This window comes from Streptococcus sp. SGI.013 (assembly GCF_050315295.1).
Taxonomy (GTDB): domain Bacteria; phylum Bacillota; class Bacilli; order Lactobacillales; family Streptococcaceae; genus Streptococcus; species Streptococcus porcorum.
The window spans coordinates 1-24,721 of the sequence record NZ_JBNPOS010000001.1 but is presented as its reverse complement, the minus strand read 5'-3'; the positions used below and the strand labels follow the sequence as shown (position 1 = coordinate 24,721).

General features: G+C 38.9%; 23 protein-coding genes and 1 pseudogene. All 24 read right to left on the bottom strand.

Translation table 11 applies throughout. The features are described 5' to 3' along the window. Nucleotides 1–234 precede the first annotated feature (234 nt). A pseudogene (locus ACQRDX_RS00120) lies at nucleotides 235–2,094 on the bottom strand (heavy metal translocating P-type ATPase); the annotation flags it as partial. A 113-nt stretch (nucleotides 2,095–2,207) separates the two neighbouring features. Beyond that, nucleotides 2,208–2,681, bottom strand: coding sequence for a Fur family transcriptional regulator (locus ACQRDX_RS00115; protein WP_354367415.1), 474 nt, complete (start codon nucleotides 2,679–2,681; stop codon nucleotides 2,208–2,210). Nucleotides 2,682–2,919: 238 nt separating this feature from the next. Continuing rightward, a complete protein-coding gene (locus ACQRDX_RS00110; protein WP_354367417.1) occupies nucleotides 2,920–3,195 on the bottom strand; it encodes an HU family DNA-binding protein in 276 nt (91 codons plus the stop codon). 89 nt (nucleotides 3,196–3,284) lie between these two features. Then, nucleotides 3,285–3,893 (bottom strand): YpmS family protein, encoded by a 609-nt coding sequence (locus tag ACQRDX_RS00105; protein ID WP_427893489.1) that lies wholly within the window; start codon nucleotides 3,891–3,893, stop codon nucleotides 3,285–3,287. Further along, complete coding sequence (locus ACQRDX_RS00100) at nucleotides 3,862–4,707, bottom strand: SGNH/GDSL hydrolase family protein (RefSeq protein WP_427893487.1); 846 nt, start codon at nucleotides 4,705–4,707, stop codon at nucleotides 3,862–3,864. The genes ACQRDX_RS00105 and ACQRDX_RS00100 overlap by 32 nt, the downstream gene beginning before the upstream one ends. After that, nucleotides 4,700–5,533, bottom strand: coding sequence for a DegV family protein (locus ACQRDX_RS00095; protein ID WP_354367423.1), 834 nt, complete (start codon nucleotides 5,531–5,533; stop codon nucleotides 4,700–4,702). Before ACQRDX_RS00095 ends, ACQRDX_RS00100 begins: the two co-directional genes overlap by 8 nt. A 76-nt stretch (nucleotides 5,534–5,609) precedes the next feature. After that, entirely contained in the window at nucleotides 5,610–6,701 is a 1,092-nt protein-coding gene (locus ACQRDX_RS00090; protein WP_427893484.1) for a DNA alkylation repair protein, read from the bottom strand. Between the two features lies 1 nt (nucleotide 6,702). After that, on the bottom strand, nucleotides 6,703–8,364 hold the full coding sequence (recN, locus tag ACQRDX_RS00085) for a DNA repair protein RecN (RefSeq protein WP_427893482.1): 1,662 nt from the start codon (nucleotides 8,362–8,364) through the stop codon (nucleotides 6,703–6,705). Then, nucleotides 8,365–8,832 (bottom strand): arginine repressor, encoded by a 468-nt coding sequence (locus tag ACQRDX_RS00080; protein WP_427893480.1) that lies wholly within the window; start codon nucleotides 8,830–8,832, stop codon nucleotides 8,365–8,367. After that, nucleotides 8,819–9,646 (bottom strand): TlyA family RNA methyltransferase, encoded by an 828-nt coding sequence (locus ACQRDX_RS00075; RefSeq protein WP_427893478.1) that lies wholly within the window; start codon nucleotides 9,644–9,646, stop codon nucleotides 8,819–8,821. Before ACQRDX_RS00075 ends, ACQRDX_RS00080 begins: the two co-directional genes overlap by 14 nt. Further along, nucleotides 9,639–10,508 (bottom strand): polyprenyl synthetase family protein, encoded by an 870-nt coding sequence (locus tag ACQRDX_RS00070; RefSeq protein ID WP_427893476.1) that lies wholly within the window; start codon nucleotides 10,506–10,508, stop codon nucleotides 9,639–9,641. The genes ACQRDX_RS00075 and ACQRDX_RS00070 overlap by 8 nt, the downstream gene beginning before the upstream one ends. Then, a complete protein-coding gene (locus tag ACQRDX_RS00065; RefSeq protein WP_354367435.1) occupies nucleotides 10,509–10,724 on the bottom strand; it encodes an exodeoxyribonuclease VII small subunit in 216 nt (71 codons plus the stop codon). It abuts the gene before it with no gap. Further along, complete coding sequence (gene xseA / locus ACQRDX_RS00060) at nucleotides 10,711–12,042, bottom strand: exodeoxyribonuclease VII large subunit (protein ID WP_427893474.1); 1,332 nt, start codon at nucleotides 12,040–12,042, stop codon at nucleotides 10,711–10,713. Before xseA ends, ACQRDX_RS00065 begins: the two co-directional genes overlap by 14 nt. Nucleotides 12,043–12,306: 264 nt before the next feature. Next, nucleotides 12,307–13,185 (bottom strand): GIY-YIG nuclease family protein, encoded by an 879-nt coding sequence (locus ACQRDX_RS00055; RefSeq protein ID WP_427893472.1) that lies wholly within the window; start codon nucleotides 13,183–13,185, stop codon nucleotides 12,307–12,309. Beyond that, complete coding sequence (locus ACQRDX_RS00050) at nucleotides 13,175–13,465, bottom strand: hypothetical protein (RefSeq protein ID WP_222381393.1); 291 nt, start codon at nucleotides 13,463–13,465, stop codon at nucleotides 13,175–13,177. Before ACQRDX_RS00050 ends, ACQRDX_RS00055 begins: the two co-directional genes overlap by 11 nt. Then, on the bottom strand, nucleotides 13,462–15,384 hold the full coding sequence (locus ACQRDX_RS00045; RefSeq protein WP_427893470.1) for a DEAD/DEAH box helicase: 1,923 nt from the start codon (nucleotides 15,382–15,384) through the stop codon (nucleotides 13,462–13,464). The genes ACQRDX_RS00050 and ACQRDX_RS00045 overlap by 4 nt, the downstream gene beginning before the upstream one ends. After that, nucleotides 15,381–18,095 carry a DNA methyltransferase gene (locus ACQRDX_RS00040; RefSeq protein WP_427893468.1) on the bottom strand — a complete coding sequence of 905 codons (2,715 nt, stop codon included), beginning with the start codon at nucleotides 18,093–18,095 and terminating at the stop codon, nucleotides 15,381–15,383. The genes ACQRDX_RS00045 and ACQRDX_RS00040 overlap by 4 nt, the downstream gene beginning before the upstream one ends. Before the next feature lie 246 nt (nucleotides 18,096–18,341). Continuing rightward, nucleotides 18,342–19,175 carry an NAD(P)H-hydrate dehydratase gene (locus ACQRDX_RS00035; RefSeq protein WP_427893466.1) on the bottom strand — a complete coding sequence of 278 codons (834 nt, stop codon included), beginning with the start codon at nucleotides 19,173–19,175 and terminating at the stop codon, nucleotides 18,342–18,344. Then, a complete protein-coding gene (locus ACQRDX_RS00030; protein ID WP_427893464.1) occupies nucleotides 19,172–20,026 on the bottom strand; it encodes a bifunctional methylenetetrahydrofolate dehydrogenase/methenyltetrahydrofolate cyclohydrolase in 855 nt (284 codons plus the stop codon). The genes ACQRDX_RS00035 and ACQRDX_RS00030 overlap by 4 nt, the downstream gene beginning before the upstream one ends. Before the next feature lie 95 nt (nucleotides 20,027–20,121). Then, nucleotides 20,122–20,283, bottom strand: a complete 162-nt coding sequence (locus ACQRDX_RS00025) for a FeoB-associated Cys-rich membrane protein (protein WP_427893462.1) — start codon at nucleotides 20,281–20,283, stop codon at nucleotides 20,122–20,124. A 9-nt stretch (nucleotides 20,284–20,292) separates the two neighbouring features. Continuing rightward, a complete protein-coding gene (feoB, locus tag ACQRDX_RS00020) occupies nucleotides 20,293–22,434 on the bottom strand; it encodes a ferrous iron transport protein B (RefSeq protein WP_427893460.1) in 2,142 nt (713 codons plus the stop codon). Nucleotides 22,435–22,439: 5 nt separating this feature from the next. Continuing rightward, entirely contained in the window at nucleotides 22,440–22,901 is a 462-nt protein-coding gene (locus ACQRDX_RS00015) for a FeoA family protein (protein WP_354367451.1), read from the bottom strand. Nucleotides 22,902–23,007: 106 nt separating this feature from the next. Continuing rightward, nucleotides 23,008–23,742 carry an amino acid ABC transporter ATP-binding protein gene (locus tag ACQRDX_RS00010; protein ID WP_427893457.1) on the bottom strand — a complete coding sequence of 245 codons (735 nt, stop codon included), beginning with the start codon at nucleotides 23,740–23,742 and terminating at the stop codon, nucleotides 23,008–23,010. Beyond that, nucleotides 23,742–24,428, bottom strand: coding sequence for an amino acid ABC transporter permease (locus tag ACQRDX_RS00005; RefSeq protein WP_354367455.1), 687 nt, complete (start codon nucleotides 24,426–24,428; stop codon nucleotides 23,742–23,744). Before ACQRDX_RS00005 ends, ACQRDX_RS00010 begins: the two co-directional genes overlap by 1 nt. Nucleotides 24,429–24,721 lie beyond the last annotated feature (293 nt).

Sequence of the window (24,721 nt, the reverse complement as noted above, 5' to 3'; positions counted from 1 at the left end):
TAGCAAGGGTCTAACTCCGACTATTTTTTAAGCTCACCATCATTTACTGGATCACCTTCTTGCTCTGGTAGAAAAGGATTTTTTTTGGTTTTAAAATACAAAAATACAAAAAGGGGAAGTTTAACCAAGAGGGTGAAGACAATCAGGGTAAGTGCAATTTTTTGGACAAGTGTCATTAGGATTCTCTTTCATGCATGTTTTTCCTTTATTATAGCTTTTTTCAAACTTTTGGTCAAAAGCTAGGAGGCGAAGACCATTTAAAATAACTAAAATTGTAGAACCTTCATGACCAACCACTCCTAGTGGAAGATTAATGACCTGAACAACATTGGCAGCAATTAAACTAATGATAATGACTAAAGCAAAAATAATATTTTCTAATACAATATGCTTCATCTTCTGAGATAAAGAAATCGCAAATGGAATACGAGTAAGATCCTCTAATAAGACTACATCAGCACTTTCAATAGCGATGTCAGTTCCTGATCCGACTGCAAAACTAACATCTGCTGCGACAAGGGCTGGCGCATCATTGATACCATCTCCCACCATAGCAACAGAGCCATATTTTTTTTGCAACTCTTTAATACGATCCGATTTATCCTGTGGCATACAGTTTGCCACAACATCATCAAGACACAATTCTGTTGCAATATGGCGGGCTGTCTTTTCCTGATCTCCTGTTAGCATAATGGTTTTAATTCCCATATTTTGCAGAGCTTTTACCGCTACTAGACTATCTGGTTTTAATTGATCTTCCAGCGCCATAATTCCCATTAACTCTTGATTCGCTGATACATAGACCAAGGTTTTTCCTTCATTTTCCCAAGTATCAATTAAAGCTTTTTCTCGATCACTTATTTTTTTTATCTCTGCATCTAAAACAAAGCCTTTTTTTCCAATTTTCCAACGCTTTTGAGCAAATGTTGCTACTAAACCTTGACCTGTTAAATCCTCCAGATTCTCTAGTGTTAAGCTAGGACTTGTTTTGGTAAATTCTACTAAAGCTGTTGCGATTGGATGGGTTGAGGTTTTTTCGGCTGCGGCTACAATTTGTCGAACCAAGCTCTCTTCTTGTGTAAAATAAGCATCAACAACTTCTGGGTGTCCTTGTGTTAAGGTACCTGTCTTGTCCATCACAATAGCTTTGACATCACCCAACTTATCCATAATGTCGCCACCTTTAACAATCATTCCCTTTTTAGCTGCTCGAGAAATTGCGGACAGAGTGGCTGGAGTTGAACTTGCAATTAAAGCACAAGGTGAAGCCACCGTTAGAAGAATCATCCCTCTATAAAAAGCATCTTTCCAATCCCAACCCAGTATTAAAGCTGTAAAGAGGATGAAGCTCGGCACTAAAATAAGAACAGCTTTAACATAATGATCCTCGAGATTTTCAATAAAAGTAGCTGTCTTACTTTTTGACTTCTGTGCTGTCTCTACCATACTGATAATCTTATCAAAAAGGGTATCTCCATTTTCAACCGTAACAGCCATTTCAATACTAGAGCCTTGATTTAAAGTTCCTCCAATAAGAAAATCTCCTTCTTCTTTTCTTGCAGGAATTGGCTCACCTGTCACCATAGCCTCATCAAAATAAGATAAGCCAGATAAAAGCACCCCATCAATTGGAACAGCTTCACCTTTTCTAACCTGAATGTGATCACCCACCTTAAGGTCTGCTGTTAATACTTCTTTAATATCTCCATTGTCATCCATTAACCGTGCTGTATCAGGAGTGAGATTCATCAAACTAGAAATAGCGTTTTTACTTTTTTCCATTGCTAATTCTTCTAGTGTTGAAGATAAGGAGAAAATAAAAATCAGTAAAGAGCCTTCCATCCAGTAACCAATTAGACCTGCCCCAACTGCAGCTAAAATCATCAAAACATCTACCGATAAGTGTCTGTCATAAACCAACTCCTCTATCCCTTCTTTAGCCGAAGCATAACCTCCAACTAAAAATGCTAGAACAAAACAGACTGTCGCAAATTCTGCCCCGATAAAAGCTTGAGAACTAAATCCCATTACAATGAGAAGTAAACAACTAAGGGTTTGTAATACTCCTGAATATTTTTTTACTTTATCAAACATTACCAACACCTCTTTATTTAGAATCATTATTATTTATACTTTAATTATAATCATTCTAAATAAATAAGTCAAGATTATTTAGAATAATTCTAAATAAAATAAAAAAACCAAGACTACTTCTCGGTTTTTTCTTTGGCAAGGCAGTCTGGACAAATCCCGTAAGTCGTTAGCTGGGCTTTTGTAATAGCATAACCTGTTTGCTCTGCTGCTTCTTGTTTTATGAGAGGGATATCAACATCCATGAAATCTGTGATATTACCACAACGCTCACAAACAACATGAAGATGCTGGTGTCCCATAAAATCAAAATAAGTCGTATTATCATTACTTAACTTAATTTCAGTGACAAAGCCCTCTTCAATAAGAACTTTAAGATTATTATATACCGTTGCTAAACTCATACTTGGGTGCTCTGGCAATAAATCTTTATAAATTTGCTCAGCACTTGGATGATGATGAGCAGCAATAAGATAAGTAATAATAGCTTTTCGTGTCTCTGTAATACGAATACGCTTTTCTTTCAGATGACTGATCACATGGTCAAAATCATCTTGACTGCCTTGGTGAAGATGTGAATGAAGCGCCATCCTTTTTTCTCCTTTTCTTAGGACTACTGACATTATACACTATTTTTAGAAAACTTTCTATTTCCTTGTTTGAAAAATATCAATAGGATCTAACCCTCACATCATAAAGAAAATAAAATCAAATGTGGCAGATATCATGGAAAACTACTAAAGTTTTGCCCCTTATTTGCCCCTTAAACAAGAAAAAAGCCTACTGCACAACGTAGAAACGTTTATACAATGGGCTTTTCACGTTCAATTATTTTACAGCGTCTTTAAGGGCTTTACCTGCTTTGAAAGCTGGTACCTTAGAAGCTGCGATTTCGATTTCTTTACCAGTTTGTGGGTTGCGACCTTTACGAGCTGCACGTTCACGAACTTCAAAGTTACCAAAACCGATAAGTTGTACTTTTTCACCTTCTGAAAGGTAGTTTTCAATAGCTGCGAAAACAGCATCTACAGCCTTAGCTGAATCTTTTTTAGTAAGCTCAGTAGCTTCTGCTACTTTTGCAATCAAATCTTGTTTGTTTGCCATTTGAGTAAATCCTCCAATATATTTCTTAGCGATAACGCTTAACAAGTTATATCATATCTAAAAAAAGCTAGTAGGTCAAGTATTTAGGGCTAGTTTGATAGATTTTTCTTATAAATATCAAAGGTTATCTCGTCATTAACCAAATCAATTTTATTAGCTTTGATGAAAATTCCATTAGTATTTTTCATATTTTGCAAATTAATAATAATCGCTGACTGACTAGGTTTGACTGCCACAATATCTGGTAAATCATAACTTGATTTAATGTATTGCAAGACTTCTTTTTCTGGCAGAGGAAGAGTCCCTACTGAAAAAGAAGTCACCTTTAATTGCACCGCACCATTCTCCAACTTATAAGGCTCAAAATACACATATAAAGGAAGGTCATATCCTAGTAAACTGTAACTTCCCTCAAACATAATGGTATCATTTGAAGCATAGAGTTTATAAGTCATTTTATTTGATTGGTAAGGCTCTAGATAAGAAAGAATGGTCTGGTTTAACTTTTCTTTATTTGTGGTAAAGGTACCAACTAAAATGGCATCTGTTTTGGTTTCAGTAATCTTACTGGCATTAGGTTCACGAATAGTAATAATACGGCTAGCTAAAACTCCAAAAAAAGCAAGATTAAGCGCTAGTAAAGCTAAACAAGCCCACTTCCACCAATTAGTCTTTACTCCAAGTTGATTTTGTTTCACTGATTTTCTCCATAACTGCTGTACTCATAATACGATAACCCGTATTATTGGGATGAAAATGGTCCCCTGTAAAAAGGACATCATTGATAATCTGGGTTTGCTGACCAGAGCTTTCCACAATTCCCTCCTCACCATCTAAGCCTTTGTATAAGAGCTCATTGATGGGAACAAAATAAACGCCTTCATACTCCGCTGTGACAGCCTCCGTCTGATTATTCCAATTATCAATTACCTCTTGCATCTCAGTCATCTCTGGAAAATTAAGATAAAATGGATTATAAATCCCCAAAATATAGATCGGGAGATTGGGATTTTCAGATCGTGCCACTTCAATAATCTGACGGAGACGTTTTTGGTAAGCCTTAGCTGGCTGGGTAAAACTAGAAACCTTTAGTGTGGTTAAATTTTTCCGAATAACCGCCATCACATCATTTCCACCTACTGTCAAGGTCATCAGATTAGCTTTTTTTAAATCATCCTGAATGGCTTTTTTCTCTGTCATACGCTTTAAGATTTGTTGGCTGGTATTCCCAGAAACACCATAATTAGAGGTCGCCACTTGATAGCCATAAGCACTTGATAAAGAATCTGCTAACAAGGGAACAAAGCCACCCTGATTGGTGGTATCACCAACACCTTCTGTCAAGGAATCTCCAATAGCAACGTAATTCAGTTTAGAAACTGTCTTTGAGAGAAAGTCTTCTTTGGTCAGTTTGGAATCTTCCTTTGGAATCATAAAATTCCAGAGGATGGCAGATAAGAAGAGAACAGAGCTAAAGAAGATTAACCCTGTCCAAAATGATTTTTTAAACATAACGCACTAAGATAGCCCAGGCATTCTCTCCAGTATGTGTTTGAATGATAGAGCCAGTTTCTAAAACTGAGATTTTTTGACGGACCATATCTTGCAATTCTTCTGCCAAACTCTTTGCAAAATCTGATGTGCCAGCATAAGAAATCCCAAGTTCTGCTACTTCTTTGCCTTCTAGACTTTCTTTGAATTCTTCTAACCATTTGGTAAAGGTTTTATTCCCTCTTCCTTTTACAACAGGTACGAGCTCATGGTTTTTCATTTCCATGACAACCTTAATATTCAAAAGAGAGCTCAAGAGCCCTGTCACGCGCCCAATACGTCCCCCTTTGACAAGATTTTCTAAAGTAGAAACACCAATAAACAATTGTGTCTTCGCTTGAATTTCTGTTATTTTTTCTAAAATCTCATCACGACTCGCTCCTGCTTTAGCCATCTTAGCAGCTTCCACAACTTGGAATTTCATGGCTTGATCAGTGAAATTAGAATCAACAACTACAACATCTGCTTCTGACAGGTTAGCCCCTTGTCTTGCCGCTTCAACGGTTCCTGATAACGATTTTGAGAGGTGAATAGAAATCAAATCACTTCCATCCTTAGATAAAGTATCATAGGTCTCTGCAAATAATCCCACTGGTGGCTGACTTGTTTTAGGTAATTCTTTACTTGAGGTCATTAACGAAAGAAATTCTCCCTCTTTTAAATCGTTGTCATTATAAAGTTTACCATCTACCATAACAGATAAAGGAACAATAGTGATTCCTAAATCTTGGACCAACTCTGGTTCAATTGTGATAGAGGAATCGGTAACAATTTTGATTTGTGTCATACAATTATCCTATTCGTCTTTTCTAAAAAATTATCTTATGTCTCATTATAGCAAAAAAGAGCAGTTTAAAAAAAGATTAATGGTCTTTATTTAATGAAAAATCTACTTTTTTTATCTCGATATGATTAAGAAGAAGCCTAATATAATGTTTCCCAGAATAATGCCGACGTGTTGATAAATCTTTCCATCGGTAATCTTTTTTTCCAGAGATAGTCAGGTCAGCTACAAAATCAGTATCCTTAAGATAAAAAATCTTCTCACCAATCTGACCATTAGCTTTTTGAAATCCAAATGCCAAACTTAAACGAAACTTACTTGGTACAGGAGAATGAATCGTTACAGCATATGAAATTTGGCTGGTATCGCCATCATGTACCTCAAGAGAATCTAAAGCCAGCTGAGCCTGCTTTATCTCAAAATCCTGAGTATAGCCCATAAAAGCCAGTGCAGGTGGATAGCCAGTTTTAATTAATGTTCTTAAGGCTGTTTTGATGATCCAATCTGTTTTGGGATCTTGATTTTTCCAAGTCTTTAAATGATCGATGACTTCATCTGGATAAAATCTGGTCAGATCATTAAGGTTATTAGCCACACTTTTTCTAACATAAAGAGACGGATCTGCCTTTAACCTCTCTAATAGCTCAAAAATCTCTGATCTATGTATCTTCAAATCAGGAACTGCCTGGCCCCAAGGCAAACGTAGGCGTGTCCCCTCACTGGCCAATCTACGATGATGTTCATTATCTGATAAGCTCAGCTCTTTTAAAAAAGCAAAGCTGGCATCAAAGTTGTGGTTTAAAAAATAGCGGATAGCAAATTCAGATGAAGAGCCAGTGGTTAACACTGCCATCCCTCGAAACGAATGATCCAAGTCCTCTAAGCCATATTTCCAAATGATGTCATTAAGAAATAAATAATCAAATCCTTGACAGGTTGAGTTCAGTTTTATCAACAAGTCCACCACATCTGCATAAGGAAGTTCAAGCGTGTGATAAGTAGCATCAGCCATACGTTTAAAACGGTCCATCAATGCTAAATCATCCCAGTCATCCTGTAAAACAGCTTGATAAAAAGACTCTGAAACAAAGTCAGAATAATGACTTTGAATAGCCTTTACAAATTCTTCTAGAAATGCCTCGTCGTACTTTAGACGTAATTCCTCAGCCATATTAACCTTTCTTTAAGAGCTCTCTTGCTTGAATACGAGCTGCTTCTGTTAGATTCTGGCCAGCTAACATTTTAGCAATTTCTTCAACGCGCTCCTCATGACTTAATAAACGAACTGTCGATACGGTTGAGATTTCATCACTTTTTTTCTCAATAAAAAACTGATAGTCTGCAATCGCAATCACTTGTGGAGAATGTGAAATGGCTAAAACTTGACCATTACTTCCAATACGATGGATTTTTTGTGCAATAGCTTGAGCAACACGGCCAGAAACACCTGTATCCACCTCGTCAAATACAATACTTGTTTTATCCTCACGACGTGAAAAAACAGTTTTCAGCGCTAGCATTAAACGAGAGAGTTCACCACCTGATGCCACTTTGACTAAGGGTTTGAAGCCTTCACCTGGGTTCGTTGAAATATAGAACTCTATCTGTTCATTTCCCTCGCGGTTAAATTTTCCTTTTGAAAATTGTACCTTGAAGTTTGCTTTTTCCATATAAAGATCATTTAGCTCATGCTTAATATCCTGCTCCAGCTGATAAGCTAGGGTTTGTCGGGCTTCTTTAAGATGATTAGCTGCAACAACAAGCTCCTTCTCCAATTTTTTGAGTTGCCCTTCCAGATCATCAGAACCATTTTCACTTCCTGTTAATAGCTGATATTCTTTAGAGATATTCTCAAAATACTCTAAAACATCATCCACTGTCCCACCATATTTTCGTGTAATACTATTGATCACATCTAGTCGAGATTCAATCTGAGAAAGAAGACCTGCATCAAAATCTAAGCCATCTAAAATATCTCCCAGACGCTTTGTGACATCTTCTAAGATATAATAACTCTCAGATAAACTGTCAGACATTTCCTTATATTCCAGATCAAACTCTTCCAAACTCTGCATATCATTCATGGCTGAGCGAATATTGGCGAGACTTGAAAAATCTTCATTATCCAACATAGCATGGGCATTAGTAAGGGTGTCTGCAATCTGTTTATGATTAAGGAGTTTATCACGCTGATGCTGTAATTTTTCATCCTCTCCAGAAACTAAGGCAGCTGTTTCTAGTTCCGCTATTTGAAATTCTAACATTTCAATTCTTGCCTTGTGCTCCTGCTCATTTTTTTGCTTTTGGAGAACTTTTTGTCGTAACTGTCGATACCTATCAAAAATCTCCTGGTAGGCCTTTTTCTCGCTCCAAAAATGTTCGTCACCAAAGGCATCTAACATATGGATGTGGTATTGTGGTTTCATCAGCTCTTCTTGGTCATGTTGCCCATGGATATCAACTAAAAAATAACCAATACTTTTTAAAACAGATAAATTCACCATTTGTCCATTGACACGGCTGACCGAGCGCCCATTTTGAAAAATCTCGCGTCGAATAATCAGCTCATCACCCACTTCGATGCCATTTTCCTCTAAAATGGCCACTAACTGAGGTTGTCTAGTAATGGAAAAAAATCCCTCAATTTCAGCTTTTTTCGCACCATGACGGACAACTTCCATATTTGCTCTACTTCCTAGCATCATATTCATAGCGTCAATGATGATAGATTTTCCTGCTCCTGTCTCCCCTGTTAAAATGGTCATCCCGTTATCAAAACTAAGAGCTATCTCTTCAATAATGGCAAAATTCTTTATGGAAATTTCAAGTAACATTTAGCCCTTCTCCATCCACATTTCTAAACTTTCTCGAATACGCTTTGCAGCTAATTGACTTTTAGCAACCAACAAAATACTATCGTCATCAGCAATACAAGAAAAGACATCTGATCCAAACTGCTCCAAAAGCACCCGTTTTATCAAGCGGGTGTTTCCTGGGACAAGATCAATATTGATAAAATTGAGAAGTCCAGGCGTCTCTTCTGAGATGGCTCTTAAACTGCCATTAATGACATTGATCGTTGGGGCCACTTTTTTAGGTTTTTCTTTAGAAAGACCGTAAATATATTTGCCGTGATCCGTCGGTATCTTAACAATACCAATTTCATTAATATCTCGTGAAATTGTGGCTTGTGTCGCCGTTAACCCTTCTTCTTTTAAAAGGGAAACAAGATCATTTTGTGTTTCGATGGCATTTTCTGTCACAATTTTTCTAATCAGATCTAAACGCTCACTCTTTTTCATCTGACTTAAACTCCTTTTGTGCTGCTTCTAAAACTAGGTTAACACGGTCTAAAACTGCATTTTCCACCTGATTTCCTTTTTTGAGGTGTAAAAGAAATTCTGTATTCCCATGCCCACCTTGGATAGGAGAAAAATCTAATCCCAAGATTGAAAAACCAAACTCTTGGGCAAAGTCAATCACATTTTCTAACACCATGGCATGTACTTTAGGATCTTTGATAATCCCATTTTTTCCAATCTGCTCCCGACCAGCTTCAAACTGTGGCTTAATGAGAGCCACTACTTGACCGTCTTGAGCCAGTATCTGATATAAGGCGGGTAAAATCAGACGAAGAGAAATAAAACTAACATCAATAGAAGCAAAACTTGGTTGCCCTTGATCAAAATCTTCTGGCTTAGCATGGCGAAAATTGTATTGTTCCATGCTAACGACACGCTCATCTTGACGCAGTTTCCAAGCCAATTGATTAGTCCCAACATCAACTGCATAAACTAATCTAGCACCATTTTGCAACATCACATCAGTAAAGCCTCCTGTTGAAGCACCGATGTCAAGAGTGATTTGATCGGTCAATAGAATCCCAAAGCTCGATAAAGCTTTTTCAAGTTTCAGGCCTCCGCGACTAACATACTTGAGTTTTTCCCCTTTTAACTTTAACTCTGTTGCATCATCAATCTTCTCACCAGGCTTATCAAAACGCTCACCATTTACTACCGCTACGACAAGACCTGCCATAACACCACGTTTAGCCTGTTCTCTAGTATCAAATAAACCTTGTTTATAAGCTAGAACATCCACTCTTTCCTTAGCCATGTAGTCGTAACCTCTCTATTATCTTCGTAATTTCATCTTTATTAAAGCCTTGTTTAGCTTCTAATTCTTTAAAAATGGCTAACACATCGTCTAAAGACTGATTTAAAATAGCTCTTGAGGCGTCTAAGCCTAACAGACTAGGATAAGTTGATTTTTCTGACAGAAGATCTTTTTTGGGGGTCTTACCAAGTTCGTCAAAATCAGCAGTAACATCTAAAATATCATCTCTCACCTGAAATGCTAGACCAACTAATTCTCCTGCTTGACGTAAAAGATCTAGACTATGGCCATCAACTTCTGCAAGAAGCCCTGCTGCGACAAAAGGATAGGCCAAAAGCTTTCCTGTTTTATGAGCATGGATTTTTTGCAGCTCCTCTAATGGTAGTCTTTTTTCTTCTCCCCTGATGTCTAACATCTGTCCTGCAACCATCCCATGACTGCCTGAAGCCTCTGACAACTCTCGCACCAAAGCTAGTGCGACTTCTGCTTTTAGCTCAGCCTTTGCCAAAAGACCAAATGGATCTAAAAAAAGGCTATCTCCTGCTAAAATAGCAGTGGCTTCATCAAATTTTTTATGGTTGGTTAAACGCCCACGACGGTAATCGTCATCATCCATAGCTGGAAGATCGTCATGAATAAGGCTTCCTGTGTGAATCATCTCAAGTGCAGCAGCTACTTGAAAATGCGCCCTTGTCAAAGCCACGCCAAATCCTTCTAAAAGATCTAAAAAAATTAAGGGGCGGATACGCTTACCGCCTGCCTCAATAGAATATAAAATACTTTCTACCAAATCACTTGAAATCAAGGCCTCTTGATAATAAGACCTCATTGCTTGGTCAATGCTCTTGATTTTATCCACCACTTAGTCCATTTCCTCTTCTGTTCCATCAGCTTTCATCACTTTGACTAAGGTCTTTTCAGCATCTTGTAAGGTCTTTTGGAGATCCTTAGACAAGAGCATTCCTTTTTGAAATTCTGTAATCGCTTCTTCAAGAGCCACATCGCCAGTTTCTAACTTGCTGACAATCATTTCCAATTCTTGTAAATTTTCCTCAAATGTTTTTTTACTTTCTGACATTTTTTACCTCTGCATCTATTTGACCATCTCTTAGCTGAATACTAATCTGGTCTCCTTTAGTAAGTGTTTGAACACTTGCCAAAATCGTATCTTCTTGTCGAACAATGGCATAACCTCTTGCCACAATTCGCGTCGTATCAAGTGATAACAAGGCATCTTGTGCTTTTTCAAAACGCGCTAATTTATTGTCATAGTGATTAGACATATGACTAAGAAGTAGGCGCTCTTGTTGCCTTACTCTCTCTTTTAAATAACCGACTTGTCCTTTTAAATCAAATGACTTGAGACGTTGAAGCACGAGTTGCTCTGCCTGTCTCTTTTGTGTCAGTCGCTCTCTTGTCAATTGCTCTAAACGTTGACTAAGGCGATCTAACTTTTGTAAATGCCCATCATAGAGCCGTTCGGGCTGCCTAAATATCACCGATGACAGCAACTTATCTAGCCGCTCTTGACGTCTGATGATCAACTGCCTACTTGCTTGGTAGAGACGATTTTGACGATCTTGAAGGCTCGCAAGAACATCACTTTTAGTGATTGGAGTAGCCAATTCCGCTGCAGCTGTTGGTGTTGCAGCTCTTTGATCAGCAACAAAGTCTGCCAAGGTCGTATCCGTTTCATGCCCTACACTAGAGATAATTGGAAGGTGGGATTCAAAGATGGCTTCAACCACACTTTCTTCATTAAATGCCCAGAGATCTTCAATAGAACCTCCTCCTCTCCCTACAATCAGAAGATCTAAATCTTTTCGTTGATTAGCTAAACGAATATTCTCTACAATCTCTTGACTAGCTCCATCTCCTTGAACCTTGGTAGGAAACAAGAGAATATCAACTCCTGGAAAACGCCTTGAAACCGTTGTGATAATATCACGAATCACCGCACCACTAGGACTTGTGATAACTCCTATTTTTTTTACAAAACGAGGAAGAGCTTGCTTATGACGAGAGTCAAAATAACCTGCTTCCGTCAGCTTTTTTTTGAGTTGCTCAAACTGAATGGCTAAGGCACCAATCCCATCTGGCTCTGCCTTTTCAATCACAATGGAATAAGCTCCACTAGGCTCATAAAGTTGAATCCGACCAATCACATTAATCTTCATCCCTTCTTCTAATTCAAAGCCCAGATTTTTAAAAGCTCCTGCCCACATGGTTGCCTGTATGACAGCCTTTTCATCTTTGAGCGAAAAATATTGATGCTTGGGACGCTTTCTAAAGTTAGAAACCTGCCCTGTCAAATAAACCCGCTCTAAATAAGGGTCGCGGTCAAATTTTAATTTTAAATACTTGGTCAAACTCGACACTGATAAATAATCCGACATGCTCCCTCCTTCATTTATGCATAATTACTCCCATTATAGCATTTTTCCCTTAAAAATGGTGGGACAAAAGACAGGAAAAACAGCAATCACTCTAAGAAAATAAAAAGAGCGAAACAACATAAAACACACCCCAAAAGTTAGACAGAAAAATTCTAACTTTTGAGGTGCGACTTCTAGCACTTCAATGGGGTTATGTTTTGTTATCAATTATTTTTCGACATGACTCTTGAAAAAGTTAGTGTGATACTAACTTCTTGTGATAATTTACAATCTAATTAACGTTAATACTTTATTTATTTGCCGTTCAATCTCATCTAAATCTACCACAAACCATTCATTTACTGAAATTGTTTTACCTGTTGGAGAGATCGTCTCTAATTGAACCCGCTTATCACTAAAAGCATCATGTAGGTATTTTTCTAGCTTATTGGCAGAAACATTTTGAATGTCGTAACTGGCTACTAGATGAACTGGAGCAAACAGATAGGTCGCTTCGTTTTGGCTATTGGAGAGCCTTTTTTTGATGTCTGTCGCCACTCCAATCTTATATAGGTTATCCAATTTTGTAAATCTACTATCGTTTCCTGCATATCTAACAACATAAATGTAGCCAGTGGTCTGATATTTAGAAGCTTCCTCACCTAGTATAGAGATGGTGTCCAAGGGTTCTGTCACCAATCTCCCCGAACGCTTTTTATCGTACAGAGAAGAAATCAAACTCAAGAGCCAAACATGGTTCTCCGTACCATTTTCATAAACCGTATGGACCTTATACTTACGATCTGTTGACTGGTTGACTTCCACACCTGTCTTAGGATCATAAATTTTGGCAACATACAGCATGATACCATTATCAACATAAAAATTCCCCTGTTTGATGGGATTTTTTTGGCTGATACGGTTTCCTTGGCTAGTTTCTGCGATAGATTTTATCTGTCGTTTACCGCTGGCAACATCCGCATGAACTTGGGTAAATAAGTTCCGATAGACCTCAAATCCCGTCTGAACACGTTTGCGACTACTAGACTTACTCGAAGCCCTAACAGTTCCCTGATAACGTTTGGTGCTAAATAAGGACTTGTCTGTTTCAAAGTTTTCAAACAACTCATCATCATTTAAAATATCATCTAAGTCATCTACCATGTCCCACTCCTAGCAAATCCAACTCATCATAAGCAATAACCAATGCCTTTCTGTCCTCATCCGAACGGATAGCCTTCAAGCGACTGAATAACTGTCGTTCCTTAATTTGAGTGCTTCTTTGTGGCTCTCGACCATGTTCCTTCACCCAGTGAATAATTTCCATAAATTTCTCAATCTCTGGGTGTAGTTTTTCTACTTTAACAACGCGAATCCCTTCTACCAGACTGTCAAAAGCTTCATCAGCAAAAATATCATCTAAGGTTGCAAAATTTTCTATCATTGATTATCCCTTTCACGACGGAGTTCGTCCAGTTTAGCTAAGGCAAAATAAAGGCGTTCTTCTTCTAAATCTGAAGTATTTCGCCTTGGTGAGCGTCCATGCTCAGCTTGGAATGCCTTGATTTGAGGATAGAGCATGCGCAGTTCATCAATAGTAAATTCTACTTTTTTAGCATCAAATACCCGTGCAATCAGGCTCAAAGTTCGACTGTCCACATCTCTTGATAGCACCTCATAAGCACTTTGGAAAGGATTGACACTATCAATCAAATCAATACTCAAGTCATCAATGTTGATAAATTTATCCGCCATTTTTAAGAGCTTCTTGTTCTCGCTATCTTTCTTAGCATTGGATAAGGTCAAGTCAGCTACCAAATGCTGACGAACTTCTTCAACCTCTGTCTGTGTCAGGTCTGGATAACGGGTCGCAATCACCCTTGGAATCAACTGTTTATTGATGACCTTGCTCTCTGCACCTGCAGAAATAGCTGCCTGCACCACATCATCTTGCAAGACAGAGGCCTTTAAGTCTGTAATATCTTGTTCGATGATTTTTTGGGTGCGTTCCGTTGATGGCTTGGCCAGACCCTTGATAAAGATTTCGGCTCCATTGGCTTTCTGACCATCATTCTCCTTTCGCTTAAACTTGAAAGACGGCGAGAGAACATTCTCCATCAGCAGACTGGCAGTAATGGCCTTCATGATATTGTTGACGGAGAATTGTACTTCCTGGTCTTCTGCATCAGGCTCTGCGATTAGATTAGTAAATTGGGCTCTGGTCTTGTTTGAACTGTCCCGTGTAACCCGTCCGATAATCTGGACAATCTCTGTCAGCGAAGAACGGTAGCCGATGGTCAGGGCGTATTCCGCAAACGGCCAGTCAAACCCTTCCTTAGCCATCCCTAGAGCTATAATCATATCTAGCTCTTCTTCACGGTCCATTTTCGCCAAATAAGCGCTGACCAGGTCACGACCATCTTCTGTCACCAAGTCCGCAATCTTCAAGATTTTACCTGTCTTAGAACGCAGATGAATAATCCCATGCTCATCTTTATGCAGGTAATCCCCCAGACAATCTAAAATCTCATCCACTTCTCCATACTTATCCTTTGAAGACTCGCCAGAATTGACATTTGGAATGTGAATGATGGTCTTCTTGTCAATGAACTCTGGCAATAAATCTGGAAAGGCATCCGTGTAGCGACCACGGTAAAACTTGTAGTTCATGACAAAGGACTTGAGGTATTGATAGCCCTCCAACTGTTCATAGTAGGTATAGGTCACACGCTCAAAACGTGCCTCATCCGCTGGGTCCAAGATAGGCACACTATCTCCACGGAAATAGGAACCTGTCATGGCAAAGACATGGGCAGTTGATTTTTGCAAGACTTCCCGCAGGGCAGTTCCCAAGACAGAATTATCGTCCTGAGATACATGGTGAAACTCGTCAATGGCGAGCAAGCAATCATCAAAATCTCTGGCATCCAGTTGTTCAGATGCGAAGCGGAGCGTGGCATGGGTTGCGATCAAGACATCATCTGTTTCATCAGTAGACTGGATAAAGTTGATAAACTTTTCTACCTTGCTTTTGGCAGTGCCTGATGTTGTTAGGTTGTTCTCCTCTTTGACGATCCAATCCCAGTAATAACCAAAGTCGGAAAGCTTGGTCGAACGGAAAGACTTGCCAATGGACTTTTCAGGCACGGCTATGATAGCCTTTTTCAAACCTTGGCGTTTCAGCTTATCCAAGGCAACAAACATAAGTGCCCTAGACTTACCTGAGGCTGGTGGTGCCTTGACCAATAGGTAAGGGCTATTTCTTTTTTCATAGACACGCGCCTGCATCTCGCGCATGCCCAGTTCATTGGTATTGACGCTGGTTTTCTTCTGACCATAGGTCACTTCAAAAAGCTGGCTCATGACTGCTCCTTTATTTCTTTATAGCGTTTCAAAAGGTGGCTAAGGCGTTCTTCATCGCTGGTAAATGGTGTTTCCTTGTAGGCACGTTCAACTATACCATCTAGTACCTGATGGGCTTCTCTGAGAGCTTGTGGCATGGTATCACGATGGTATAGTTCTGCCAAGGTACCACCTAATTCTTCCCGTAGGTCGAGAATTTCAAAGACTTGTTCTTCGATTTGATTTTTTCGCTTAGTGGATAACTCTGGTACAGGGAAGGTATTGTAGACCAGACCAGCAGAATAACGATAATCTGTTTTTAACTTTCCACCGATAGCCCGCAACCAAGTCATGTGAAGCCGTGACATGAGAAGACCAAGAAGATAGACAGGGGCGTTGTAGATAGTGATTACTGCATCAGAAACTATTGTATCCCCTCCGCTAATAAAATCCATTGGAACATACTTCCGTGCTTCAGAAGACACTCTAGGTATTAAAATAGCTTGTTCAGAAAAGTCCTTTATTTCACCGAATCTCCACGGTATTTCAGCCAATTTATTTGTTGCTTCAGATTTTGCTGATAATCTAAAATTTTTGACATGGTTTAATCTTTGGGAAATAATAGGATTTTTTTGCAACTTAAAATAATCATCTTGATTCAGCCATAGAGCATATCTATATGTTCCCTTAATAAACTCTTCCCCACTTTTAAATTTCTTAAAGATTGAAGTCAAATCTGGATAGTTTTTTAGAAATTCTTGATACTCAGATATAGAGAACAACAGGCCACCGCCATCATATGGACCGTTTCCTCTTGACATCTTAGGTAAACCATTTAGCGCTTTGCTACTTGTAGAAACAATAATATCGTCACCTTCAGTCAAATAAGGAGTAATGTGTTTTGCTGTTTGTCTAATTAAGTTCTCATCATAAATATAACGTTCTTCATTTACATTACTTCGATTCGATATTCCTACAATAGCCACTGTTACACCTGCATTATTGGCTGCACTATTCCCCCATTTAAATGAGGTATACGCAAACTCAAATTCCATTCTATCTAACAATGTTGGCCAAATGATTGCCACCTGTTCCCCTTGAAAAATAGAGTTTGTCGTTACAAAAGCTAATTTAGCATTTGCTGTATTGATAAAAGAAACTCCCTTATAAAACCAACCAGCTACATAATCCATTTTTGAAGCCTTACGATTCCCAAGGCTAACAGCTTTTATATCTTCCTTCTGTTCTTTGGATTGTAAACTACTACCAATATAAGGCGGATTTCCTATCAGGTAGATTTCATCAGTCGGAGTGTGTGGTACAACCCTATCCCAGTCAAGTCTCAGGGCATTTCCTTGGGTGATATTTCCTGCATCGCGAAGAGGGAGGAAGGCTTGTTTTATTGAGATTTCTTTTTCCGTTTCCACATTCATTTGGTGCTCAGCTATCCAGAGGGAAAGACGAGCCACCTCATGAGCAAAGTCATCTAGCTCGATGCCATAGAATTGATTGAGGCTGATGTTAGAAAAAAGAGCAAATGAGTCATTTTGACTTAATTCACGAAGTGATTTTAGTATTTTAATCTCTAAACGTCGGATTTCTTTATAAGTGATGATAAGAAAGTTTCCTGAACCACAAGCTGGATCAAGGAATTTGATATGAGAGATTCTATTCAAAAGGCTTTCAAGTTCCCGAATGAACGTATTACGATTTTCACGTCTCGTTTTTTCAGTAACATCCTTGTCTTCATTTTCATTGATTTTATCCACGATAGTCTGATAATTAGCCGTCAGTTCATCAAGGAAGAGCGGCTTGATAACCTTCATGATATTTTCAACTGAAGTATAGTGCATACCAGAGCTTGAACGGTGTTCACTACTAGCAACCGTCTGAATCATAGCCCCTAAAATATCAGGATTGATGTCAGTCCAGTTGAGGAGCTCGCCAGCTTCCAAGATTAACTTTCTCGTTTTCTTATCAAATACTAAATTGGTCGCGGCATCAGTAAAGAGTTTTCCATTGACATAAGGAAATTCTTGCAACCAGCTTTCTTGGCTGAAACGGTTAGCAATATCTAAGCTAGCAAATATCTGATTGAAAAGAGCATTCAAATCACTGCCATCTTCTCGCGAGCGTGTTTTGATGGCATTGGTAAAGATACCCTTTTTCATGATTTCTGTATCTTCGGCAAATAAAAGAAAAAGCAAGCGAATCAAAAACAGGTTAAACTCTTTTTCCTCTTGACTACGGTCATCAAAGTGATTGATTTTCTTTAATTCATCATACAAACGTGTGAAGCGTTCCGCAGCCTTAATATCCGCAGGATTTTCCTTGGCATAATCTACCTTCTCTACACCATTCCAAGCCAAGAAAAAATCAGCATAAGTTGGCAAGTCCTTAAAAGGAATCTGTATGGTATCGAAAGTCTTGGTATCCTTGGCCGCAAAGTCCACAAAATTGGTCACAATAATGTAGCGGGGTTGTGACTTCTTATCTTTAATCACCTCTTCAATCTCAGCAACACCTGCCACTACTGACTTATCAGCCGCAACAGTCTTGAAGTAGAGCTTGTTCTTGATTTCACCACTTTGTTCTTTACGGATACGGGTGATAGTCGCCTTGGGAATATCATAAAAAGACAAGAATTCATAGATAAAAGAAGCTTGGTCATAACCACCTTCCAATAACTGCTGAATCTTGTCTTCGATTGTAATAATATCAAACTTTGCCATAAGATCTCCTATACTACCTATTACAATTTTAAATTGTATTAGTACAAAAAAAGAAGTGATCCTCATTACCACTTCACTTTTTGTTACTAATCTTCCTTATCAGTACACGTCAGTTTATATTGTGATAAGACTTTGATTTAAAAGGTTAAGGTAGGAATGTCAATGACTACCTTAACCTGCTATAGTGTAGTATAGCAGCGTTCTCAATAAAAAAATCCAGACAAAGGACTGGATTTTTTATCAATATTATTCTAATAATTGTCGCATGGCCTTTGGCAAGTATTGGCTGATTTGCGTTGGGAGGACGACGTAAGCATCTTGTGAAAGATGGTCTGCAATGGCTGAGTGAAGATAAACTGCAGCAGCGACACTTTCCCAAAGATCTTGGTTAAATTGGGCTAGAAAGCCTGCAATCATCCCTGCTAAAGTATCTCCCATACCACCTGTTGCTTGGTAAGGACCTCCAACAGTAATGTGACCCACTTTATCTCCTTGATAGACACGTGTTTGATGGCGTTTATGTACTAAAATTGTCTGATCTGGAAAGTCTTTCAAAGCTTTAAAATTGGTGAAATCATCTTGTGCATCAGGCGATAAGCCACTCAAACGTTCCCACTCTTTTTGATGAGGTGTTAATACAAGCGATGAATGAGGTAAGATGGAACGTTCTTTTTTGGCCAATAAATTTAGGGCTGAGGCATCCATCACTAAGACTTGATCTGCTCTAACTCTTTCTAAGACTTGGTTAAAAATAGTTTCAGATAGCCTATTTTCAGCTAAGCCTGGACCAATCAAAATAACAGTTGCTGCATCCACTTCACGCGCCAACAAATCTTGATCGCGCATATCAAATCCCATCGCTTCTGGTAAGTGAGTGTGAAGGGCAGTCAGATTTTCCCTATCAGTTGCCACACTCACTAAGCCTGCTCCGCTTTTCACACAGGCTAGGGCTGATATAATAATAGCACCACCAAAAGGAGCTTGACCACCTACTAAGAGAACACGTCCAAAAGCCCATTTGTAAGCATTTGGCTCACGCTTTACCACAACCTTTTTAGCTAAACTTTCCTCTATTATCATCTGTTCACACTTCTAAGGGCTGACTCATAGGTTTGTTCCATCAGCATGGTAATGGTCATAGGGCCTACACCACCTGGTACAGGGGTGATGTAACTGGCAAGTTCAGCTACCTCATCATACTTAACATCCCCAATCAGCTTTCCATTTTCATCACGGTTCATGCCGACATCAATCACTACCGCGCCCTCTTTAACAAAATCCTTTGTCACAAAATGCCCACGCCCAATTGCCACAACTAAGATATCAGCCTTTTTAGCGACCTCTGCTAAATGATGCGTTCTAGAATGCGTGAGGGTCACCGTTGCATTTTTATTAAGTAAGAGTTGAGCCATTGGTTTTCCAACGATATTACTACGCCCAATCACCACGGCATGCTTCCCTTCCAGATCAATATGATAGTCTTTAAACATCTCCATAATTCCAGCTGGTGTACAAGGTACCATAACAGGATGTCCACTCCATAAACGACCCATATTCATCGGATGAAAACCATCTACATCTTTATTAGGATCAATCGCTAATAACACAGCTTCTTCATTGATATGATCAGGCAAGGGTAGTTGTACCAAAATTCCATGAAAAGAAGTATCCGCATTATAGATCGCAATCAAATCCAACAACTCCTCTTGTGAAGTTGATTCAGGCAAGCGAATAACCTGACTTTTAAAACCAGCAGCCAAGGCAGAACGCTCTTTATTACGAACATAGACCTGGCTAGCTGGATTTTCCCCTACTAAAATCACCACTAACCCTGGTACGACACCTTTTTCCGCCTTTAAACGAGCTACCTTTTCTGCTAACTTTTTCTGCATCTTTTGAGCTAATGCTTTTCCATCAATTATCTGAGCCATAATCTCTCCTTGAACATTGTATTGAGACTATTATAACAAAAAAGGTAGGCCTTGACCCACCTTTTTTCAGAATTTTTTGATAAGTTAGATGATTATCATGATTTATTGATTTCAGTATTATTCTTTTTTATCTCATCTTTAATAGCACAAGAGCAGTCACAGTCGCTACAAGCTCCTTTTTTTTGTAGGGTACTTTTAATAATCCAGACTGACAAGATAACTAAAACAATTAAAATAATTAAGGTTGCTAATGACATCATAACCTCCTAAGAACTTTGACCAACAAGGTTTTCTAAACTGATTACCCTAACTTCCTCAGACTTTGGCTTTCTCATAATCAAGTAAGCAAAGACCAAGACAAGAAGCACAGCTAAGCCTGTCCAAATAGTCACAGCATGCCCTGTTAGCAATAAACCAAGTTGATAAATAATCAAGCTCACGCTATAAGCTAATCCCGTCTGAAAAGCAATCGCCAACCAAGTCCATCCTAAACTATTCATCTCTCTCTTAATCGCTCCTACCGCCGCAAAACAAGGCGCACATAAGAGATTAAAGACTAAGAAAGAATAAGCTGATAAGGCCGTGTAATCCAGTTGTAGATTAGACCATAAGCCGTGACTGCTTTCTGAAGCATCCTTGACATTATAAAGAATACCAAAGGTAGCAACCACGGTTTCCTTAGCCACCAAACCTGTTACTGTTGCGACAGTAGCACGCCAGTTACCAAAACCTAGTGGAGTAAATAAAACAGAGAAAGACCGCCCAATATTTGCCAAAATACTATTTTCTGTATCGACAGCTTCTAAAGTAAAGCTATAAGTACTCATGAACCAAATCAAGATGTTCATGACAAAAATCACAGAGCCGGCACGTTTAATAAAACTCATAGCCTTATTAAAAGCATAACGCAAAACCGAACGTGTTTTTGGAAGGTGATAACTTGGCAACTCCATGATAAACGGACTGGCCATCCCACCGAGTAGCTGTGTTTTCTTAAGAGCAATACCAGATAGGATAATGGCACCAATTCCTACAAAATAAGCACTTGGGGCAATCCAAGGATTTTTAGGGAAAAAGGCACCTGCTACTAAGGCGATGATGGGTAATTTAGCCGAACACGGCATAAAGGTAGTGGTCATCACGGTAATTCTGCGATCTCGTTCGTTTTCAATGGTCCGACTAGCCATGACACCAGGAACCCCACAACCTGTCGCAATCAACATGGGAATAAAGGTCTTACCCGACATGCCAAAACGTCTAAAAATACGATCCATCACAAAGGCGACACGACTCATATAACCAACATCTTCTAAAATACCCAAACATAGAAAGAGGACAAAAATTTGAGGCACAAAACCAAGAACTGCCCCACAGCCCGCTACAATCCCATCTAGGATCAAGCCCTGCATCCAAGCATCAACCTTGAGACTATCTAAAACAGAGCCTACAGCATTTGGAACCCACTCACCAAAAAGAACATCATTAGCCCAATCCGTTCCCATAATCCCAACCGTTTGAATAGATAAATAGTAGACCAACCACATCACCATAGCAAAAATCGGAAGGGCTAAAAAGCGATTGGTCACAATCTGATCAATCTTATCTGACAAGGTCAAGGCAAAATCATCTTCCTTGGTCTGTGCCATCTTAGCAACCTTTTCAATGAAAGCATAGCGCTCATTGATTAAAATGGATTCCGCATCTTCAGTATAGATTTCCTCGGTGATCTTGATGATATCTTTGATTTCTTTTTTCTGAAAATCAGACAAGGAAAGCTGTTCCCAAACTTGCTCATCTCCTTCAAACAACTTGATGGCATAAAATCGTGCATCACTTGCTAAAACTGCTGTTCCTAAAACGTCTATGATTTCAGCTAAAGCCACCTCAAATCTTTTATCATAAGTCGGATAGGCAAAAGAGCTGTCAACTTGAGCCGATTTTTTAGCCAACTTGATTGCTTTCTCAATACCTGTGTTTTTAGTGGCACTGGTTGACACTACAGGCACACCCATATGATAGCTCAGCTTTTCTTCATCGATAGTTTTCCCTTGACTTTTTAAAATATCACTCATATTAAGCACAATCGTCACAGGTAGCCCAGCCTCCAACAGCTGAGTGGTCAAATAAAGATTACGCTCCAAGTTTGTACTATCAACAATATTTAAAATGGCGTCTGCCTCATGGCTCAACAGATAATCTCTAGCTACCAACTCCTCAGGTGAGTAAGGCGACATCGAATAGATTCCTGGTAAATCTTGGATGACTAAGCACTTATCGGATTTGTAAGTACCAGACTTTCTTTCAACCGTCACACCAGGCCAGTTTCCCACACGCTGCCGATTTCCTGTCATAAGGTTAAACAAAGAGGTCTTCCCACAGTTCGGATTTCCAATCAAGGCGATTTCCATTTTTCTTATTCCTCCTCGACCACTGTAATCAACTGAGCTTCTGATTTACGAAGCGTTAATTCATAACCTCGCAGACTAATTTCAATCGGATCACCTAAAGGGGCAACCTTTCTAAGACAGATCTTCGTATGCTTGGTCAATCCCATATCCATCAACCGTCGTTTCGCTTCTCCAACAGTATTGATCTCTTTGACATAGGCAAAGTGACCAACAGGTAAGTCAGCTAACGATATCAGCTGCCCTTCTCCCTCGTAAAGCACAACACTTACTCGCTCCAAGATAGCATTATCAAAAGCAAGCCTAGCTCCTTTAACCATGACAATAGCATTTGATTTGGTTTTGGCGACTAATTTCAAGTGAGTCCCCTGCTTTAAACCCATAGTCGCCAAATGCCTGCAACTTTCCTCGTTTAAATCAATATGCTGAACTTGATAATCCACATCAACTTTGGCATCTATTAATAACAACTATCTTTCACCCTTCCTTTGTAGTAATTTTTCATCATTATAGCACATAAAAAGACAGATAAACATCCTTATCTGTCATATTTTTCATATTGGAATCATTATTGATTTATAGTACTTTACTTAGGAAATCCTTAGTTCGTGCTTCCTTAGTAGCATCAAAGATTTCTTTTGGTGTCCCATCTTCAACAATATAACCACCATCCATAAAGATCACACGATCTGCCACTTCACGCGCAAAGCCCATCTCGTGAGTGACAATTACCATCGTCATCCCTGACTTAGCCAAATCTTGCATGACACTTAGTACCTCTCCTACCATTTCAGGGTCAAGAGCAGAGGTTGGCTCATCAAATAAAAGAACATCTGGATCCATCGCTAAGCCACGTGCAATCGCAATACGTTGCTGTTGTCCTCCTGAGAGGCTAGCTGGATAAGCAGCAGCTTTGTCCTTTAAGCCTACCTTTTCTAGTAAGGCATAAGCCTTTTTCTCCGCCTCTTCTTTCGGAATGCCTTTTGTTTTAATCGGTGATAAAGTGATATTTTCTAAAACGGTCATATTGGGAAAGAGGTTAAACTGTTGAAAAACCATCCCCATCTTTTCACGCATCTTAAAGATATCATTTGACTTGTCAGTGATATCAACTCCTTCAAAGGTTACTGTTCCTTTTGTTGGTACTTCAAGAAGGTTCATGGTACGCAGAAAAGTAGATTTACCAGATCCTGACGGACCGATGATGACGACAACCTCCCCTTTTGAAATATCAAGGTCAATTCCCTTTAACACTTCATTGTTTCCAAAATACTTATGAAGGTCTTTGATGCTAATAATTGCTTCTGACATTATTTTTTCTCTCCTTGCCCTAAACGGTTTTCAAAACGCTTGATCATTGCAGACATAACAGTCGTTACAATCAAATAGTAGAAGGCTGCAAATAATAACGGTTCAATCGGTAGATAGGTTGCTGTTACAACAGATTGAGCACCGTTCCACAATTCCATGACCCCAATGGTTTGAAGAAGCGAACTATCTTTAATAATTGTCACAAATTCATTACCAAGTGCTGGGAGGATATTTTTAAGAGCTTGTGGCAAGATAACATAGCGCATAGCATTTTTAGGGCGAATCCCCAAAGAATAAGCTGCTTCAAGCTGTCCTTTGGGCACAGCATCAATCCCCGCACGAACTGTTTCTGAAATATAAGCTCCACTATTGAGTGATAAAATAATCATCCCAGGTAATAAGCGAGAAAAATCCATATCTAAAACACCAAACGGAATAGTGGGTAAATTATGAAATTTCATCCAAGCAAAAGAAATCATAATTTGAACCACCATCGGTGTGCCACGAAAAACCCAAACATAAAAACTCACTAACCAGTCCAATACTTTAATATTACTACGTTTAGCAAGAGCCACCAAGACACCAATGATAGTTCCAAAGAAAACCACAAAGGCTGAAATCAAGATAGTCACGACAACGCCGTAGTTAAAATAAGCCCAATACTTAGGCAAAAATGAAAAATCCATTTAAATTACTAACTCCTCTAAAAATGTGTGAATCTATTATAATAAAAAATGCATAAAAATACAACCCAAGCTAACTCCCCCCTAAAATAAAAAGGCTGAACATCCTGTTCAACCATTTTGAACTCTTTTTCACTATAAGAAATAGAAGTATTGCAATAGGAGATTAAAGTCTTTAGGAGCAATACCTTGTCAGAAAAGGAGGCCTGAGTATCATCAGGCTATCATACTCTCACATCTGATACGGGAGTATGATAGCCATGCGAAAAAAGTTTTTTTTTGCTATTTTTTTAAGT

What these genes read in the sequence shown, in the direction of transcription:
- ACQRDX_RS00115 (WP_354367415.1), bottom strand. Translation starts at nt 2,681, where the DNA reads ATGGCGCTTCATTCACATCTTCACCAAGGCAGTCAAGATGATTTTGAC.
- ACQRDX_RS00110 (WP_354367417.1), bottom strand. Translation starts at nt 3,195, where the DNA reads ATGGCAAACAAACAAGATTTGATTGCAAAAGTAGCAGAAGCTACTGAG.
- ACQRDX_RS00100 (WP_427893487.1), bottom strand. Translation starts at nt 4,707, where the DNA reads ATGTTTAAAAAATCATTTTGGACAGGGTTAATCTTCTTTAGCTCTGTT.
- ACQRDX_RS00095 (WP_354367423.1), bottom strand. Translation starts at nt 5,533, where the DNA reads ATGACACAAATCAAAATTGTTACCGATTCCTCTATCACAATTGAACCA.
- ACQRDX_RS00090 (WP_427893484.1), bottom strand. Translation starts at nt 6,701, where the DNA reads ATGGCTGAGGAATTACGTCTAAAGTACGACGAGGCATTTCTAGAAGAA.
- recN (WP_427893482.1), bottom strand. Translation starts at nt 8,364, where the DNA reads ATGTTACTTGAAATTTCCATAAAGAATTTTGCCATTATTGAAGAGATA.
- ACQRDX_RS00080 (WP_427893480.1), bottom strand. Translation starts at nt 8,832, where the DNA reads ATGAAAAAGAGTGAGCGTTTAGATCTGATTAGAAAAATTGTGACAGAA.
- ACQRDX_RS00075 (WP_427893478.1), bottom strand. Translation starts at nt 9,646, where the DNA reads ATGGCTAAGGAAAGAGTGGATGTTCTAGCTTATAAACAAGGTTTATTT.
- ACQRDX_RS00065 (WP_354367435.1), bottom strand. Translation starts at nt 10,724, where the DNA reads ATGTCAGAAAGTAAAAAAACATTTGAGGAAAATTTACAAGAATTGGAA.
- xseA (WP_427893474.1), bottom strand. Translation starts at nt 12,042, where the DNA reads ATGTCGGATTATTTATCAGTGTCGAGTTTGACCAAGTATTTAAAATTA.
- ACQRDX_RS00055 (WP_427893472.1), bottom strand. Translation starts at nt 13,185, where the DNA reads ATGGTAGATGACTTAGATGATATTTTAAATGATGATGAGTTGTTTGAA.
- ACQRDX_RS00050 (WP_222381393.1), bottom strand. Translation starts at nt 13,465, where the DNA reads ATGATAGAAAATTTTGCAACCTTAGATGATATTTTTGCTGATGAAGCT.
- ACQRDX_RS00045 (WP_427893470.1), bottom strand. Translation starts at nt 15,384, where the DNA reads ATGAGCCAGCTTTTTGAAGTGACCTATGGTCAGAAGAAAACCAGCGTC.
- ACQRDX_RS00040 (WP_427893468.1), bottom strand. Translation starts at nt 18,095, where the DNA reads ATGGCAAAGTTTGATATTATTACAATCGAAGACAAGATTCAGCAGTTA.
- ACQRDX_RS00035 (WP_427893466.1), bottom strand. Translation starts at nt 19,175, where the DNA reads ATGATAATAGAGGAAAGTTTAGCTAAAAAGGTTGTGGTAAAGCGTGAG.
- ACQRDX_RS00030 (WP_427893464.1), bottom strand. Translation starts at nt 20,026, where the DNA reads ATGGCTCAGATAATTGATGGAAAAGCATTAGCTCAAAAGATGCAGAAA.
- ACQRDX_RS00025 (WP_427893462.1), bottom strand. Translation starts at nt 20,283, where the DNA reads ATGTCATTAGCAACCTTAATTATTTTAATTGTTTTAGTTATCTTGTCA.
- feoB (WP_427893460.1), bottom strand. Translation starts at nt 22,434, where the DNA reads ATGGAAATCGCCTTGATTGGAAATCCGAACTGTGGGAAGACCTCTTTG.
- ACQRDX_RS00010 (WP_427893457.1), bottom strand. Translation starts at nt 23,742, where the DNA reads ATGTCAGAAGCAATTATTAGCATCAAAGACCTTCATAAGTATTTTGGA.
- ACQRDX_RS00005 (WP_354367455.1), bottom strand. Translation starts at nt 24,428, where the DNA reads ATGGATTTTTCATTTTTGCCTAAGTATTGGGCTTATTTTAACTACGGC.